14 protein-coding genes are annotated in these 14,670 nt (G+C 73.4%); 5 read left to right on the top strand and 9 right to left on the bottom strand.

Annotated features, from left to right (window positions below; genetic code table 11):
- Positions 1-98: 98 nt before the first annotated feature.
- The 3 genes from ACFPK1_RS19715 to ACFPK1_RS19705 are packed head-to-tail and all read right to left on the bottom strand — an operon-like array spanning position 99 to position 2,651.
- Positions 99-419, bottom strand: a complete 321-nt coding sequence (locus tag ACFPK1_RS19715; protein WP_378022636.1) for a DJ-1/PfpI family protein — start codon at positions 417-419, stop codon at positions 99-101.
- Positions 420-429: 10 nt separating this feature from the next.
- Positions 430-2,364, bottom strand: coding sequence for a S9 family peptidase (locus tag ACFPK1_RS19710; RefSeq protein ID WP_378022635.1), 1,935 nt, complete (start codon positions 2,362-2,364; stop codon positions 430-432).
- Between the two features lie 56 nt (positions 2,365-2,420).
- Positions 2,421-2,651, bottom strand: a complete 231-nt coding sequence (locus tag ACFPK1_RS19705; protein WP_378022634.1) for a hypothetical protein — start codon at positions 2,649-2,651, stop codon at positions 2,421-2,423.
- A 67-nt stretch (positions 2,652-2,718) separates the two neighbouring features.
- Between ACFPK1_RS19705 and ACFPK1_RS19700 the strand changes: the two genes are divergently transcribed.
- Positions 2,719-3,465, top strand: coding sequence for an enoyl-CoA hydratase/isomerase family protein (locus ACFPK1_RS19700; protein ID WP_378022633.1), 747 nt, complete (start codon positions 2,719-2,721; stop codon positions 3,463-3,465).
- Positions 3,466-3,548: 83 nt separating this feature from the next.
- Positions 3,549-4,250, top strand: coding sequence for a DUF3159 domain-containing protein (locus ACFPK1_RS19695; RefSeq protein ID WP_378022632.1), 702 nt, complete (start codon positions 3,549-3,551; stop codon positions 4,248-4,250).
- Here the strand turns inward: ACFPK1_RS19695 and ACFPK1_RS19690 are convergent.
- Positions 4,247-4,906 carry a TetR/AcrR family transcriptional regulator gene (locus tag ACFPK1_RS19690; protein WP_378022631.1) on the bottom strand — a complete coding sequence of 220 codons (660 nt, stop codon included), beginning with the start codon at positions 4,904-4,906 and terminating at the stop codon, positions 4,247-4,249. The genes ACFPK1_RS19695 and ACFPK1_RS19690 overlap by 4 nt on opposite strands.
- A gap of 126 nt (positions 4,907-5,032) precedes the next feature.
- Here ACFPK1_RS19690 and ACFPK1_RS19685 point away from each other — a divergent pair, with 126 nt between their 5' ends.
- Genes ACFPK1_RS19685 through ACFPK1_RS19675 form a run of 3 tightly spaced genes read left to right on the top strand, consistent with a single transcriptional unit; the run spans position 5,033 to position 8,053 of the window.
- Complete coding sequence (locus ACFPK1_RS19685; protein WP_378022630.1) at positions 5,033-6,301, top strand: MFS transporter; 1,269 nt, start codon at positions 5,033-5,035, stop codon at positions 6,299-6,301.
- Positions 6,298-7,239, top strand: coding sequence for a fumarylacetoacetate hydrolase family protein (locus ACFPK1_RS19680; RefSeq protein ID WP_378022629.1), 942 nt, complete (start codon positions 6,298-6,300; stop codon positions 7,237-7,239). The genes ACFPK1_RS19685 and ACFPK1_RS19680 overlap by 4 nt, the downstream gene beginning before the upstream one ends.
- 10 nt (positions 7,240-7,249) lie before the next feature.
- Positions 7,250-8,053: a cyclase family protein gene (locus ACFPK1_RS19675; RefSeq protein WP_378022628.1), complete on the top strand. Its 804-nt coding sequence runs from the start codon at positions 7,250-7,252 to the stop codon at positions 8,051-8,053.
- 2 nt (positions 8,054-8,055) lie between these two features.
- On the opposite strand, the gene ACFPK1_RS19670 is transcribed toward ACFPK1_RS19675, so the two are convergent.
- The 5 genes from ACFPK1_RS19670 to glnT are packed head-to-tail and all read right to left on the bottom strand — an operon-like array spanning position 8,056 to position 14,535.
- On the bottom strand, positions 8,056-8,691 hold the full coding sequence (locus ACFPK1_RS19670) for a hypothetical protein (protein WP_378022627.1): 636 nt from the start codon (positions 8,689-8,691) through the stop codon (positions 8,056-8,058).
- Entirely contained in the window at positions 8,684-11,560 is a 2,877-nt protein-coding gene (locus ACFPK1_RS19665; protein ID WP_378022626.1) for a 2Fe-2S iron-sulfur cluster-binding protein, read from the bottom strand. Before ACFPK1_RS19665 ends, ACFPK1_RS19670 begins: the two co-directional genes overlap by 8 nt.
- Positions 11,557-11,829, bottom strand: coding sequence for a sarcosine oxidase subunit delta (locus ACFPK1_RS19660; RefSeq protein WP_378022625.1), 273 nt, complete (start codon positions 11,827-11,829; stop codon positions 11,557-11,559). Before ACFPK1_RS19660 ends, ACFPK1_RS19665 begins: the two co-directional genes overlap by 4 nt.
- Positions 11,830-11,876: 47 nt before the next feature.
- Positions 11,877-13,163, bottom strand: a complete 1,287-nt coding sequence (locus ACFPK1_RS19655; protein WP_378022624.1) for an FAD-dependent oxidoreductase — start codon at positions 13,161-13,163, stop codon at positions 11,877-11,879.
- Positions 13,164-13,173: 10 nt separating this feature from the next.
- Positions 13,174-14,535 (bottom strand): type III glutamate--ammonia ligase, encoded by a 1,362-nt coding sequence (glnT, locus tag ACFPK1_RS19650; protein WP_378022623.1) that lies wholly within the window; start codon positions 14,533-14,535, stop codon positions 13,174-13,176.
- Between the last annotated feature and the right edge of the window lie 135 nt (positions 14,536-14,670).

The raw sequence follows: 14,670 nt of genomic DNA, 5'->3' as shown, positions 1-14,670 counted from the left end.
AGGGCAGCACCGTGCTCGGCTGGAAACAAGCCCTCGGCGCTCTCGCCCTGGCCTACCCCGACCGCATCGGCCCCTACCTCAGCTGACCGACCCATAGATCAACTTACACAGACAACTTGACAGGCCCACGTCGTGTAGCGCGTCCCCGGGTGCACCGAGCGCAGCCACGCGAGCAGCGGGTTCTCCTCCAGCAGCACGCGCGTGCCGAGCCCGCCCGGCACGACCACGACCTCCGGGGCCGGGACCTCGGCGAACGTCGCGTCGGCGACCATGCCGAGGAACCCGTTCTCGGTCCGGACCTCCCCGCGCTGCTCGGCGACGAACACCGGCTCGACGTCCGGCAGCCGCTGGAGGACCTCGTAGGGCCCGACCGCGTCGAGGGCGGTGAACCGGGGGAAGAGCGGGATGGCGACCTGCACGCTGGACTCCTCAGTGATTCCGGAGACGGGGGTCGAGACGGTCTCCTCCGAGATGCTGGGCGAAATGGTGCTCGATCGCCCGGTACAGACGGAACTGGTTCTCCGGGTTCGCGAATCCGTGGCCCTCGTCCTCGGCGACCAGGTACTCCACCGGCACCCCGCGCCGGCGCAGCGACGCCACGATGTTGTCGGACTCGGCCTGCACGACGCGGGCGTCGTTCGCGCCCTGCGCGACGAGCAAGGGCGTCCGGATCCGGTCGACCATGGTGATGGGGGACCGGGCGAGCATGTCGGCCTCCTGCCCGGGGTCGTCCGGGTCGCCGACGTAGCGGAACCAGTTGTTGGTCAGGTGGGGCCGCGCGAACGGCGGCAGTGTGCGCATGAAGTTCGCCAGGTCCGAGATGCCGACGTAGTCGACCGCGGCGGCGAAGAGGTCCGGTGTGACGGTGACCCCCACCAGCGAGGCGTAGCCGCCGTAGGAGCCGCCGTAGATGCCGATGCGCCCGGGGTCGGCCCACCCCTGCGCGACCGCCCACCGGGCGGCGTCGACGAGGTCGTCGTGCATGGCGCCGGCGAGCTCGCCGATCGCGGCGGTGATGTGCCGCCGGCCGTAGCCGGTGGAGCCGCGGAAGTTGACGTGCAGCACCGCGTACCCGCGGTTGGCCAGGAACTGCGCCTCCGGGTCGTAGTGCCAGGAGTCGTGGGCCCACGGTCCGCCGTGCACGACCAGCACGAGCGGCAGCCCCTCGAGCGGCCGCCCGAGCGGCAGCGTCAGGAACCCGTGCAGCGGGAGCCCGTCGCGGGCGCCGAACCGCACCGGGGTCACGGGCGCGAGCTCGTCGGGGTCGAGGTGGGAGAACATGCGGAACAGCAGGCGGCTCTCACCGGTGGTGCGGTCGTGGAACCAGGTGACGCCCGGCTCGCGGTCGTGGACGAAGCTCGCGATCCAGTACCGCTCCGACTCGTCGGACGACAGCGAGTGCAGCACGCCCTCGGCCAGCCCGTCGAGCGTGGCGACGACGTCGGCGTAGGCCGGGTCGACCACCTCGATGTGCGGCCGGTCGCCGACGAAGCGGACCGCGAACACCTCGCCGGTGCGGGCGCTCTCGGCCACGACGAACGGGAGGAGGGCGGAGTGCAGCCCCATCGTGTCGACGCTCCGTCCCTCGACGGCGGCGACGACGGTCTCCTCGCCGGTCTCGCGGTCGACGCGCACGAGGCGCAGGTCGTCGGAGTCCTGGTAGAGGCCGAGCAGCAGGCCCGTCCCGTCCGGGGTCGCCATCTGGGGGTACACCCCCAGCGGGTGCTCCGGGCCGCCGACCCGGCGCAGGAGGCGCGACGCGAGGGTCTCGGGGTCGACCGCGGAGAACTCGTGCGTGCCGTCCTCGGTCAGCTCCGTGAGGAACACCGGCCGGCCCTCCCGGTCGACGAGGTAGCTGGCCCCCGTCCTGGGCTGCTCGTGGTGCAGGGTCGTCTCGCCGGTGGCGACCTCGACGCGGAAGGCGTCGAAGAACATCGGGCGCCGGTTCATCCACACCAGGACGTGCCCGGGGCGTGACGGCAACGGCTGGACGCCGGTCACCCGCGAGCCCGGCGCGAGCGGGGTCAGGTCGACCGCGGGCTCGCCGGGCGCCGTGAGGTCGACGCGGAACAGGTGCCAGTCCTCGTTGCCGTCGGTGTCCTGCTCGTAGAGCAGCCAGCGCGCGTCGTCGGTCCAGTGGTAGTTCTTGACGCCGCGGCGGGCGTCGTGGGTGACGCAGACCGCCTGCTCGTGCTCCTCGTCGACCCCGCGGACCCACACCTGGGTCCGGCCGTACGCCGGGGCCAGGTAGGCGATGCGGGTGCCGTCGGGCGAGACCGTCGCGTGGGCGAACTCCGGGTCGGCGAAGAACTCCTCGACGTCGCGGAGCCGTGGGCGGGTGCCGGTGGGGGCCGTCCGTGTCATGCGACCCATGCGACGGTGTGCCGCCGCGGCACGCTCAAGGAGCTGTGCCGGACGTCTCAGTCGGCCGCGTCCCGCAGCGCCAGCACGACGCGCATGACCCGCTCGACGGCCGTGTCGAACAGCGTGCCGCGCAGCTCGCCGCGGTCGGCGAGGTTCTGCGCGGCGAAGTCGACCATGCTCTCCGGGCCCAGGCGCCGCACGAGCAGCGCGGCGACCTCGTCGAGGTCGAGGCCCGGGTGGTCCAGCCGCGTCAGGGCGAACGCGACGATCAGTTCCTCGTCGGACACGACGACCCCCCTCCGTGCTCCATCATGCGCGGGGGCGACGGGCTCGGGAAGACACGGGGAGAGTGGCATGGTCCGCACCGAGCGCATCGGCGACGTCCTGCACGTGACGTTCGACCGGCCGGAGAAGCTCAACGCACTGCGTCGCGTCGACATCGAGGAGGTCACCGGGCTCCTCGACGACCGCGACCTGCGCGCCGTGGTGTTCCGCGGCGCGGGCGACCGGGCGTTCAGCGCCGGTGTCGACATCGGCGAGTTCCTCGCCCTCGACGGCCCGGACGCGGCCCGCTCGTTCATCACCGCCCTGCGCGACCTGCTCGCCGCCGTCCGGACGGTCCCGGCCGTGACGATCTGCGCGGTCGACGGGCACTGTCTGGGCGGGGCGTTCGAGCTGGCGCTCGCCGCCGACCTGCGCGTCGTCACCACCCGCGCCCGCTTCGGGCTGCCCGAGGTCGGGCTCGGCATCCCCTCGGTGATCGACGCCGCCCTGCTCCAGCAGTTCGTCGGCCTCGGCCACGCGAAGGAGATGATCCTGACCGGCGACGTCCACGGGGTCGAGGCCCCGCAGGTCGCCGCGCTGTGCGCCCGGCCCGTCGCCCCCGACGAGCTCGAGGCGGCCGTCACCGCGCTGCTCGACCGGGTCGCCGGCCACACCCGGACCGTCGTCGCGGCCCAGAAGCGGCTGTTCGAGACCTGGCAGAGCACGTCGCTGGCCGAGGGCGCTGCCCGCAGCGTCGATGAGTTCGCCGGCGTGTTCGCGGCCGCCGACACGCGCGCGGCGCTCGCGGCCTACCGGAGCTCCCTGGGCGGCGGGTGACCCCGGCCACACCGCCTTGAGGGTGCCGCCGCGGCACACCTTCCCCTGGGTCCGCACACCGCAGCGCCCCGGGGAGGGACGACATGACCATGGATCTGCGCCCCCGACAGGAGCAGGACGCCGTCACCGCTCCGGTGCCGGTCGCCACGCCGGAGCCGGCCACCACGCAGCCGCCCGCCTCGCCGGGCGCGGCGATCCTCGCGCAGCTGGGCGGCTGGCAGGGCTTCCTGTACACGAACATTCCCGCGATCGTCTTCTCCGTCGCGAACGCCTGGTTCCCGCTCCTGACCACGACGGCCGTCGCGCTGGCGTCCGCCGTGGCCCTGGCCGTCTACCGCCTCGCGGTGCGGAAGGAGAAGGTGCTCGCCGCGTCGGGCGGCATCATCGGGGTGGCGATCGCCGGCGCCATCACCGTCTGGACCGGCTCGCCGCGCGACTTCTTCCTCGTCGGCATCTGGGCCGCGCTCGTCGCGACGGTCGCGCTGGTGGTCTCGCTCGTCGCGCGCCGGCCGCTGACCGGGCTCGCCTGGAGCTGGTTCCACGGCCGCCGGTACGCCTGGCGCGACGACCGCCGGACCCTGCGCGCGCACGACGTCGCCACGGGCTTCGCCGCCGTCGTGTTCGCCGGCCGGTTCGCCGTCAACCAGACGCTCTACCTCGCCGACGCCACGGGCTGGCTCGCCGTGGCGAAGGTGGTGACGGGCATGCCGCTGACCGCCGTCATGGCGCTCGTCGTCGTGTGGGCGTTCCGCCGCTCCACCAAGCGCCTGATCAAGGGCCGCTAGGACGGCGGACCCTCGCCCGCCAGCGCCCCGTCGAGGACGGTGTCGAGGAGGGCCGCGAGCTCCGCGGCGAGGTCGAACGGCTCCGGCTCGACGGCCACCCAGCGGGTCACGGCCGAGAAGTAGCCCAGCGCCAGCAGGCGCCCGACCTGCGTCGGCGTCGCGGACGGCGCGAGCACCGTCTCGGCCTCCGAGAGCAGCTCGGCGAGGTCCCGCGAGAGCGGGTGGTCGAGCAGGATGTCGGTCTGGCGGACGCCGAGCGGCATGATGGCCGACGTCTCCACCCGGGTCTCGAGGTTGACCGCGGCGAGCGCGCGGAAGTAGCTCCCGAGCAGGACGCGGGCCGGCTGGCGGGTGCGGTCGGAGTCGCGGAACGACTCCGCGGCGCGCTGGCGCCGCCGCAGGGTCCACTCCTCGAGGAACGCCACCTTGCGCGGGAAGTGGTTGAACACCGTGGTCCGCGCCAGGCCCGCGCGCTCGGCGATGTCGTCCATCGAGGTCTCGTCGAAGCCCTTCTCGACGAAGAGCTCCACCGCGGCCTCGAACATGCGGTCGCGGCGCTCGTGGCGGCCGCGGGTGCGGCGGGACGGCGGCGGCCCGGGCGTGGCGCCCGCATCCGCCACCAGCTCACGGATCGTCGGCGCGGTGTCGAGATTCATCGCCTCCAGTACACCACGAGCACACACGAAGTTGTACTCGGGTCTTGTTTCGTCGGTGGCGGCGCTCTAGCGTCCGTCCCCGAACTTGTACCTGAGTACGGATTCACGTCGCATCGAGGAGCCTGGATGTCCCTCGCACCGCCCGCACCGTCGCCGGGCCCCGTCGGCGAGCTGCGCCGGCACTGGGCCGCGCTGACCGCGGCCACCGTCGGTATCGGCACCGGCGTCGCCGTGATGCCCTTCTACACGAACGGCCTGTTCATCCCGGCCCTCGAGGCCGAGTTCGGCTGGTCGCGCTCGCAGCTGTCGTCGCTGGCCCTGGTCGGCGCCGTCATCACGATCCTCACCTCGCCGCTGGTCGGCGTGATCGTCGACCGGTTCGGCGTGCGCCTGCCCGGCGTGATCTCGCTGGTCGTGCTCGCCGGCGCCTACTTCCTGCTGTCCGCGAGCGGGCCGTCGTTCGCCGGCTACCTCGCGGTCTGGATCGGCATGTACGTGCTCGCCGCGGCCTCGACGGCCGTGTCGTTCACGCGCACGGTCAACGAGCGCTTCGACCGCGCACGGGGCCTCGCCCTCGGCATCGCGCTCGGCGGCGCCGGGCTGGTCGCGTTCGCCGTTCCGCAGATCCTCGGGGGACAGATCGCCGAGGACTGGCGCGGCGGCTACCGGATCCTGGGCGTCGCGATCCTCGTCGGCGCCCTGCTCGTGCTGGTGCTGATGCCGCGCCACCGGGCGGTCACCGCCGCCACCGGCCCCCGGGAGACGTTCCGCATCGCGCTCCTGCTGCGCACCCCGCTCTTCGCCCGCCTCGCGGTCGCCTTCCTCGCGATCTCCGTGGCGGTCGGCGGCCTGACCGTGCACCTCGTCCCGCTGCTGCGCGACGCCGGTGTCGCCGCGTCGTCGGCGGCCGCCACCGCGGGGCTCGTGGGCATCGCGGTGATCGTCGGGCGGGTCATCAGCGGCCTGCTCGTCGACCGCTTCTTCGCCCCGCGCGTCATGGTCGGCGTCCTGCTCGTGGCCGCGCTCGGCTACGTCGCGCTCGTGGTCGGCGGGCCCACCTTCGCCGGCGCAGCGGCCGTGGGCGTCGGGCTGGCGCTGGGCGCCGAGGTCGACGTCGTCGGCTACCTCGTCGCCCGCTACTACGGCATGGCCGCCTACAGCCGGATGTTCGGCGTCTTCTACGCCGTGTTCACCCTCGGGGTCGGCGCGAGCCCGCTGCTGATGGCGGCCCTGCGCGCCGCCACCGGGAGCTACACCGCCCCGCTGCTCGGCGCCGTCGCCCTGCTCGCGGTGGCCGTGGTGCTGCTGTTCACCGCCCCGCGCTTCCCGAGCACCACCCCCGCGACGGACGCCCCCGTCCCCGCGACGACCAGCACCGCAGGAGGTGCCGCATGAAGTGGGTGACCTACGACGCCGGCGACGGTCCCCGCACCGGCCTGCTCGAGGGCGAGAAGGTCCACGGCCTGGGCGCCGGGACCACGCTGATCTCGCTGCTCGGCGACGACGGCGAGCGCCTCGCCGCCGCCGGCGAGACCGCCCGGACCGACCCCGCCGAGGTGCGGCCGCTCGACACGGTGCGGCTGCTCGCGCCCGTCCCGCGACCGCCGGCCGTGCGCGACGCGCTCTGCTTCCTCGACCACCTGCGCGGCTGCTACCGCGCGCTGGGCCGCCCGCCGGAGCTCCCCGAGGTGTGGTCGCAGACGCCCGCCTTCTACTTCGGCAACCCCGCCGCGGTCGTCGGCCCGCACGACGATGTCGCGATCTCACCCGGCTGCGGGCAGTTCGACTTCGAGCTCGAGATCGGTGCCGTCATCGGGCGCGGCGGGCGCGACCTGCACCCCGACGACGCCGCGAGCCACATCGTCGGGCTCACCTTCTTCAACGACTGGTCCGCCCGCGACCTGCAGATCCGCGACATGGCCCACGGCATCGGGATGGGCAAGGCCAAGGACAGCGCGATCACGCTCGGGCCCGCCCTGGTCACCGTCGACGAGTTCGGGGCGGCGCCCGACGGCCGCTTCCCCGTCGAGGTGTCCGCGGCGGTCAACGGCACCGAGGTCGCCCGCGGCTCGCTCGCCGACGCCGACTGGTCGTTCGGCGAGATCCTCGCCTACGTCTCGCGGGGCACCGAGCTCCTGCCCGGCGACGTCGTCGGCTCGGGGACGGTGCCCGGCGGCTGCCTGCTCGAGCACGTCGACACCCCCGACATCGCCGACTTCGCGGGCTGGCTCCGGCCCGGCGACGTCGTCTCCCTGCGCTCGTCGGTGCTGGGGGAGACGTCCCAGACCGTGCGCCCCGCGCCCCCCGTGACCCGTCTGCGCACGGGCTTCTGAGAGGACCCGCATGCCCACGCTCATCGACCTCACCCGCACGATGGACCCCGAGCGGCGCGCGCAGGTCCACGAGTCGTTCCGCGCGCTCGAGACCGTGATCGCGCCGAAGATCGAGTACCTCCGCCCGGAGTCCGGCGGGCTCGACCGCATGACCTCGATCTTCGGGTGCGAGCCCTCCGACCTCCCCGACGGCGAGGGCTGGGGCGAGGACCTGCTCACCGACATGAACACCCACTGCGGCACGCACGTCGACGCCCCGCTGCACAGCGGCAACCGCATCGAGGGCCGGCCCGCGCGCACGCTGTCCGACATCGGCCTCGACGAGCTCTTCCGGCCCGGCATGGTGCTCGATCTGCGCGCATGGGTGTCGCCGGGCACGGCCATCCCGATCGAGGGGCTCGAGGCCGCGGTCGAGGCGACCGGCCGCGACATCGCCGAGGGCGACGCGGTGCTGCTGCGCACCGGGCAGGAGGACTGGTACACCGTCGCCGACCCGGAGTACTTCGACTACCCGGGCATGACCGGCGAGAGCACCCGCTGGCTGACCTCCCGCGGCGCCACGATCCTCGGCACCGACGCGATGGCCTGGGACCGCCCGTTCCCCGTGATGCGCCGCGCCTTCGAGGAGACCGGCGACCCGTCGCAGATCTGGGACGGCCACTTCGCCATCCGCGACAAGGAGGCGTTCATCGTCCAGCAGATCACCAACCTCGGCGCCCTGCCGCTGACCGGCTTCACCGTCGGCCTCTTCCCGATCAAGCTGCCGGGCACCAGCGCGGCGCCGGCCCGGGCGGTGGCGTTCGTGGACGACTGATCTCAGGCGAGGCCGCGGAAGCCGGTGACCTCGAGCCCGGACGGGCCGCCGGCGTCGAGCAGGGTGTCGGCGAGGTACTGGCCCGAGGAGCGCTCGACGTGCAGGAGGTAGGAGGGGACGCCCTGCCGGTCGTCCCGCACGATGTCGGTGACCACGCCGGCGAGCGAGGTGCGCAGCGCGGCACCGTTCGGCGTGACGGCGTCACCGAAGTCGATCGCGCAGACGCCGGCGAGGACGGCCGCCGCCGCGGCGCCCTGCAGGCGCAGCAGGGCGCGGCCGTGGGTGAGGTCGAGGACCGTGGTGAACTCGCCGGTGCCGGCGAGCCGCTGCTCGATCGACGCCCGCAGCGCCCCCGCCGTGTTCGGCGCCCCGAGCACGAGCCACTCGCCGGGCCCGGAGCCGACGACCAGCACCTCGCCGGTGCCGAGGTCGGCGCGCGCGGTGCGGCCGAAGCCGACACCGAGGGCCGCGCGGCCCGCCCCGTCGAACGGGGCGCGCACGTGCACCTTGGCGAGCGGCGACTCGTCGGAGAGGGTCAGCGCCCCGGTGGCGATCCGGGCGTCGACCTCCCACCCGTCGCGCACGACGGCGGGGGAGACGGCGACCGGGCCGCGGGCGAGAGGGGTCGGCTCAGACACGCTGCCGCGCTCCTTCGGGGTCGACGTGGACGTGGTCGGTCACCTCGGCGGTGATGTCGCGCCCGTCCGGCAGGCGGACCGTGACGCGCGTGCCGACGGCGGCGAGCTCGCGGTCGATCTGGGCCAGCCCGATGGCGCGGCCGAGCGTGGGCGACATCCGGCTGGACGTCACGCGCCCCGCGATCCCGCCGGCGCGGTCGAGGATCTGGCTCGCCTCCGGCGGGACGATCGAGCCGTCGACGGGCCGCAGCCCGACGAGGTGCGGGTGCTCGTCGCGCTCGCGCTGCCAGGCGAGCTCGGGGAGGCCGACGAAGTCGTCCTTGTCGAGCTTGATCAGCCCGTCGAGGCCGGCGGTGAACCCCTGGGTGAGCCCGTCGGTGTCCTGCCCGACGATGAAGTGGCCCTTCTCCAGACGCAGGATGCGCTGGGCCTCCACGCCGAACGGGGTGACCCCGAGGTCGGCGCCGACGCTCATGAGCCGTTCCCACACGTGCAGCCCGTACGAGGCCGGCACGTGGATCTCGTACGACAGCTCGCCGGTGAACCCGATCCGCCACAGCACGCAGTCGTCGACGCCGGCGACGGAGCCCTGCCGGACGTTCATGTAGCCGAAGGCGTCGGCGGACAGGTCGACGTCGGTGAGCCGGGAGAGCAGCTCGCGGGAGCGGGGGCCGGCGATGTTGATGCTGGCGTAGGCCGTGGTCACCGGGGTGACGTGCACCTGCCAGTCGGGGTGCGCGGTCTGCAGCCAGTTCTCCACCCACTCCCACACCGTCGCCGCCCCCGACGACGTGGTGGACATCAGGTAGTGGTCCTCGCCGAGCCGGCCGGTGACCCCGTCGTCCATGACCACGCCGTCCTCGGCGCACATCACCCCGTAGCGCACGCGGCCGACGCCGAGCTTGGACCACTTGTTGACGTACAGGAGGTTCAGCAGCTTCGGGACGTCCGGGCCCCGGAGGTCGAGCTTGCCGATCGGGGTGACGTCGATGATCCCGACCTTCGTCCGGACGGCGTTCACCTCGGCGGCCGGGTCGCCGTAGTGCTCGGGGCGGATCCACTGCCCCGCGACCAGCGGGGTCGCGCCGTGGCGCTCGTGCCAGCGCTGCATCGGGGAGTACCGCACCGGTTCGTGCGGCCGCCCCGCCAGGGCGCCCAATGTCACCGGGGCGTAGACGGGGCGCCAGGTCGTGGTGCCGGTCTCGGCGATGCTGCGGCCGGTGGCGGCGGCGACCAGGGCGACCGCGTTGACGGTCTCGAGCTTGCCCTGGGTCGGGCCCATGGTGACCGTCGTGTAGCGCTTGACCAGCTCCACCGAGTCGTACCCCTCGGCCACCGCGGTGGTGATGTCCTTGGCCGACACGTCCTCGCAGAAGTCGACGAACCCGCCCGTGCCGGCCGCGAACAGCTCCGGGTGCGGCAGGGGGGCCAGCGGCGGGATCGCGACGGGGTCGTCGCCGGTGTCGTCGGTGGCGGGCGTGGCCGCGCGCCATGCCCGCGCGATCCGGCCGGCGCGGCGGGCGGCCTCGCGGCCCACCGCGTCGGCGTGCTCAATGATCGCCTCGAGCGTGGCGTCGCCGACGACCTCGCCGGCGGCCAGCACGTTCTCGGGCATCCGCGCCGGGTCGGGCACGAAGCGCGCGGCGCGCGGGTCGTAGACCGGGCGGTCGCCGGACTGGTTGAGCAGCGAGGTGGGCGCGGTCCAGCCGGTGGCGGTGACCAGCAGGTCGGCCTCGATGCGGTGGCCCTCGTTGGTCTCGACCGCGCGCAGCCCGCCCCGCCCGTGCGCGCGGACCACGCCGCGGCGCTCGCGGGCGTCGAGGACCGCGGCCACCTCGACCCCGGCCCGCTCGAGGTCGGCGACGGCGAGGTCGCCCTCGGGGTTGGCGCTCATCACCACGGCCCGCTGCCCCGGCCTGACCGCGTACAGGTTGATCAGCCGGCGGACCGCGGTGGAGAGCATGACCCCGGGCAGGTCGTTGCCGGCGAACACGTAGGGGCGCTCGACGAGACCGGGCGCGACGACCAGGGTCTTGGCGCGGGCCTTGATCAGGCGTTCGGTCACGGTGGGCAGGCCGCGCTGCGCGATGCCGACCCAGTTGTCGTCGTAGCGCCCGGTGACCACGGAGTCGAGCAGGACCTCGATGCCGGTCTCGGCGGCGACCTGCGCGCGCAGGTCGGCCAGGGCGGCGAGGTCGGCGGTGTCGCCCCAGCGCAGGTGCCCGCCGAGGTGGTGGTTCTCCTCGACCAGCATCACCGACGCCCCCGCCCGAGCGGCGGCGAGGGCGGCGGCCATGCCGGCGGGTCCGCCGCCGGCGACGACGACGTCGGGGTGGGCGTGGCGGTGGTCGTAGAACGCCTCGCCCCGCTCCGGGGTGATCGACCCGGCGTGCACGAAGCGGCGCAGGACCTTCTCGTAGAGCGGCCAGAGGGGTTCGGGCTTGATGAAGGTCTTGTAGTAGAAGCCGGTCGCCAGGAACCGCCCGGCGAGCTGGTTGACAGCCTTGACGTCGTAGCGCAGCGAGGGCCAGGTGTTCTGCGACGACACGTCCATGCCCGCCTCGACCAGCCGGTGCGCGCCGCGCACGTTGGGCTCGTCGCCGACCTGGAGGAAGGCCCCGGGGTCGAGGTAGTCGGCGGTCAGCAGCCCGCGGGGGCGGTGGTACTTGTAGCTGCGGGCGAACACCCGCACGCCCGCCGCGGCCAGCGCCGAGGCGATGGTGTCGCCGGGGTGGGCGGTGTGCGGCTCGCCGTTCCAGGTGAACGGGATCGTGCGGCGGCGGTCGATCACCTCGCCGGGCTGGGGGTCCAGCCGCGCCGAGGGGGCGGCCGCCTCGCGGGGGCGGCGGGTGGTGGGCAGCAGGCTCATCGCGCGTCTCCCGATCCCGTGGCCGCGTCGACCGCGGAGGCGACGTCGTTGGTGGCGGTGTCACGTTCCACGCTGAGGTACCGGCGGCAGCCGGCGCGGTGGTACCAGGTCTCCCGGACCGGCCCGCACGGGTTCGCGTGCACGTAGAGGTAGCGCCGCCACTGCTCCGGGGTCACCGTGGCCGGGTCGGGCCGGGGTCCGGCCTCGCCGACGTAGCGGAACTCTCCTGCGTTCCGCGGCCCGCACCACGGGCAGGGCAGCAGCATCATCAACGATCACCCCAGAACAGCACGCAGCAACAGGAACGACGACATCGCTAGTGGCCGACGGCGGCCGCGCCCTTCTCCCCGACCAGGCGCCCGTCGCCGAACCGGTCGAGCCCGAAGGCCGCGATGATCTCCGGGGGCTTCCCGGTGGCCAGCGTCGCGGCCATCGCCTCCCCGGACACCGGGCCGGCCTTGAACCCGTAGGTCCCCCACCCCACGTCGACGTAGAAGCCCTCGACGGGGGTCGGGCCCATGATCGGCGAGTAGTCCGGGGTCATGTCGCACAGCCCCGCCCACTGCCGCAGCAGCTTCATCCGGTGCAGCGCGGGCATGAGCTCCAGCACGTGCCCCGCGATGCCCTCGGTGAACTCCAGCGAGCCCCGCATCGAGTACGACGCGAACGGGTCGACGCTCGCGCCGAACACCAGCTCGCCGCGGTCGGTCTGCGAGACGTAGACGTGCAGCGTCCCGGAGACGACCACGGTGTCGAGGAACGGGCGCACCGGCTCGGTGACCGCGGCCTGCAGCGGGAAGGTCTGCACCGGCATCGACACCCCGGCCATGTCCGAGATCAGCGTCGCCCAGCCCGCGGTCGCGTTGAGCACCACCGGCGTCGCGATCCGGCCCCGGGTCGTCTGCACCCCGGTGACCCGCCCGTGGGAGACGTCGATGCCGGTGACCTCGGTCTGCTGGTGGATGTGCACCCCGTGGGCGTCCGCGCCGCGGGCGTAGCCCCAGACCACCGCGTCGTGCCGCACGATGCCGCCCGGCGGGTGGTAGAGCGCCCCCAGGATCGGATAGCGGGTGTCGGGCGAGGTGTCGAGGTAGGGCACCAGGTCCTTGATGCGATCCGGGCCGATCACCTCGGAGTCCACGCCCTGCAGCTTGTTGACCTCGGTGCGCCAGTGCATGGTCCGCAGCGACGCGTCGTTGTGCGCCAGGGTCAGGTGTCCCCGCTGGGAGAACATGACGTTGTAGTTCAGGTCCGCGGCCAGGTGCTCGTAGAGCTTCACCGACCGGTCGTAGAACCGCACGCCCTCCGGGGTGAGGTAGTTCGACCGCAGGATCGCGGTGTTCCGGCCCGACCCGCCGCTGCCGATGTAGGCCTTGTCCAGCACGGCGACCTTGCGCATCCCGTGGTCGCGCGCCAGGTAGTACGCGGTCGCCAGGCCGTGCACCCCGCCACCGATGATCACCGCGTCGTACGACGACTCGAGGTCGTGCTCGCGCCAGGCGCGCGGCCACTTCCCGCCCACCGCCCCGCGACGCAGGAGGCTCCACGCCGAGTACCCCGACAGGCGATGGCCGTTGCTCCGGGAACTGCCGTTGTTCGTCAACGAGGTCCTCTCAGGCCTGGGTGAGGTAGCGCCGGACCTCCCAGTCCGACACCGAGGCGTGGTACTCGTCGAACTCCTGCTGCTTCACCGCGGCGTAGTAGTCGATGAAGTCGCCGCCCGAGGTCTTGCCGAGCGCGGCGCGCAGGACGTCGTCGGCGACGAGCTCCTCGACGGCGCGGTCGAGCGTCTTGGGGAGGTGCTTGATGCCCCGGGCGCGGACCTCGTCGGTGTGCAGGGTGAAGAGGTTGTCGTCGGTGCACGCGCCCGGGTCGATCTCGCGGTCGATGCCGTCGAGGCCGGCCGCCAGCAGCGCGGTGGCGGCGAGGTAGGGGTTGGCCGAGCCGTCGACGCCGCGGTGCTCGATGCGCCCGCCCTCGGGCACGCGCAGCATCACCGTGCGGTTGTTGCCGCCGTAGGCGACGTAGGCCGGCGCCCAGGTCGAGCCCGAGGTCGGCGCGCCCACCCCGATGCGCTTGTAGGAGTTGACCGTCGGGCAGATGATCCCGGCGACCGCGCGGCCGTGCTCGATGAGCCCGCCCAGGTAGTGGCGGGCCAGCGGAGAGAGGCCCAGCGAGTCCGACTCGTCGTCGAACAACGCGGTGCCGTCCTGGGTCCAGAGGCTCTGGTGGATGTGCAGGCCGTTGCCGGTGACGGTGCTGAACGGCTTGGGCATGAACGTCGCGACCATGCCGGCGTCGTGCGCCAGCATGTGGACCATGTAGCGGAAGAAGATCGTGCGGTCCGCGGTGGTGAGGGCGTCCGAGTACTCCCAGTTGTTCTCGAACTGGCCGGTGCCGTCCTCGTGGTCGTTCGCGTAGTTGCCCCAGCCGAGCGTGTTGAGGTTCCGCGACACCGTCGAGAGGTGGTCCCACATCCGCGTCAGGCCCTTGACCTCGTAGCAGGGCTTGGCCGCGGTGTCGTGCGGGTCGGCGAACTCGAGCGAGCCGTCCTCGCGGCGGCGCAGCAGGCTGTACTCGAGCTCGGTGCCGGTCTTGAACACCCAGCCGCGCTTGTCCGCGAGCTCGGCGAGCTGGCGCTGCAGGATGACGCGCGGCGCGTACGGCCAGGGCTTGCCCTCGACGTGCGGGTCGCAGTGCAGCACCGCGACGCCCGGCTTCCAGGGCAGCGGGGTGTACGACCGCGGGTCCGGCACGACGAGCACGTCCGGGTCGGCGGGGGACTGCCCGAGGTCGCCCGCGGCGTAGCCGGCGAACCCGGCGCCGCCGTCCATCAGCAGGTCGAAGGACGAGAACGGGATGGCCTTCGCGCACGGCTTGCCGTGCAGGTCGACGAACATCGCCAGGAAGAACTCGATGCCGTCGGCCTCGGCGCGTTCCCGCAGGTCGTTGCGTGCGGTGTCAGTACTGCCCATGCCGGGCCTCCCTCTGCCGCGCCGACGGCGGATCAAGGTGTGGACTTAGGACCATTGGAGAGGCAACCGGGATCCGGGAGGAGTGTCAACCCCGTCACACCGCGGCCGGGCGGCCCGCCGGGCTCCTCGGAAGAG

The organism is Actinomycetospora rhizophila, from assembly GCF_042657905.1.
Taxonomy (GTDB): Bacteria; Actinomycetota; Actinomycetes; order Mycobacteriales; family Pseudonocardiaceae; genus Actinomycetospora; species Actinomycetospora rhizophila.
This window is presented reverse-complemented; position numbering and strand designations above follow the sequence as displayed.

What these genes read in the sequence shown, in the direction of transcription:
- ACFPK1_RS19710 (WP_378022635.1), bottom strand. Translation starts at nt 2,364, where the DNA reads ATGACACGGACGGCCCCCACCGGCACCCGCCCACGGCTCCGCGACGTC.
- ACFPK1_RS19700 (WP_378022633.1), top strand. Translation starts at nt 2,719, where the DNA reads ATGGTCCGCACCGAGCGCATCGGCGACGTCCTGCACGTGACGTTCGAC.
- ACFPK1_RS19695 (WP_378022632.1), top strand. Translation starts at nt 3,549, where the DNA reads ATGACCATGGATCTGCGCCCCCGACAGGAGCAGGACGCCGTCACCGCT.
- ACFPK1_RS19690 (WP_378022631.1), bottom strand. Translation starts at nt 4,906, where the DNA reads ATGAATCTCGACACCGCGCCGACGATCCGTGAGCTGGTGGCGGATGCG.
- ACFPK1_RS19685 (WP_378022630.1), top strand. Translation starts at nt 5,033, where the DNA reads ATGTCCCTCGCACCGCCCGCACCGTCGCCGGGCCCCGTCGGCGAGCTG.
- ACFPK1_RS19680 (WP_378022629.1), top strand. Translation starts at nt 6,298, where the DNA reads ATGAAGTGGGTGACCTACGACGCCGGCGACGGTCCCCGCACCGGCCTG.
- ACFPK1_RS19675 (WP_378022628.1), top strand. Translation starts at nt 7,250, where the DNA reads ATGCCCACGCTCATCGACCTCACCCGCACGATGGACCCCGAGCGGCGC.
- ACFPK1_RS19665 (WP_378022626.1), bottom strand. Translation starts at nt 11,560, where the DNA reads ATGAGCCTGCTGCCCACCACCCGCCGCCCCCGCGAGGCGGCCGCCCCC.
- ACFPK1_RS19660 (WP_378022625.1), bottom strand. Translation starts at nt 11,829, where the DNA reads ATGATGCTGCTGCCCTGCCCGTGGTGCGGGCCGCGGAACGCAGGAGAG.
- glnT (WP_378022623.1), bottom strand. Translation starts at nt 14,535, where the DNA reads ATGGGCAGTACTGACACCGCACGCAACGACCTGCGGGAACGCGCCGAG.